Source organism: Dolichospermum circinale AWQC131C, assembly GCF_000426905.1.
Lineage (GTDB): Bacteria > Cyanobacteriota > Cyanobacteriia > Cyanobacteriales > Nostocaceae > Dolichospermum > Dolichospermum circinale.
The window spans coordinates 5266-5935 of record NZ_KE384632.1 but is presented as its reverse complement, the minus strand read 5'-3'; the positions used below and the strand labels follow the sequence as shown (position 1 = coordinate 5935).

At 33.7% G+C, this 670-nt stretch carries 1 protein-coding gene; it reads right to left on the bottom strand.

All coding sequences use genetic code 11. The features are described 5' to 3' along the window. On the bottom strand, positions 1–430 hold a 430-nt coding region (locus ACIR131C_RS23005; protein ID WP_196811790.1), incomplete at its 3' end, for a hypothetical protein. Positions 431–670 lie beyond the last annotated feature (240 nt).

Below are 670 nucleotides of genomic sequence, written 5' to 3'. Positions count from 1 at the left end.
CTCCACGATTAATAAATTCTTGGTTATCTAGTCTTTTATCAATACCAATAACTTTTTCATCTAGGGTTTTAATTTCTCCAGATAGTTTTTCATCTAAGATTTTAATTTCCCCTGATAATTCTGCTTGGCCAATTTCCAGTTTGTTTAGTCTACTATCAATAATTTCTAGTTTTTTGTTGACTTCGGCAAATTGCCGATCTATTTTTTGATTGACTTCAGTAAACTTTTGATTGACTTCAGTAAACTTTTGATTGACTTCAGTAAACTTTTGGTTGACTTCGGTAAATTGCCGATCCATTTTTTGGTTGATTTCGGTAAATTGCCGATCCATTTTTTGATTTACTTCAGTAAATTGCTTCTCTATCTTTTGATCCAGACGAGACAATATTTCTTCCAGGGTATAGGTCAGAGTTGGTGGGTTGGTTGTCATATATTTTGGTGATAGTTATTTTATGGACAATAAAAGCAGCGTCTGTCATTGATTTCAAATAGTGCGTTATTATATTATATAGCGAACTGCTTGCAGCAGCGCTTCGCTATCGCTATACTACACACAAAATCTTCACTAAAGGTGCGTTACCAGTCGCTAACACACCCTACTATAAATAATTTAAGATAGTTCTTCCTTATCGGGATAAAGATAACATATTTAAAATCCTCTGTCAACACC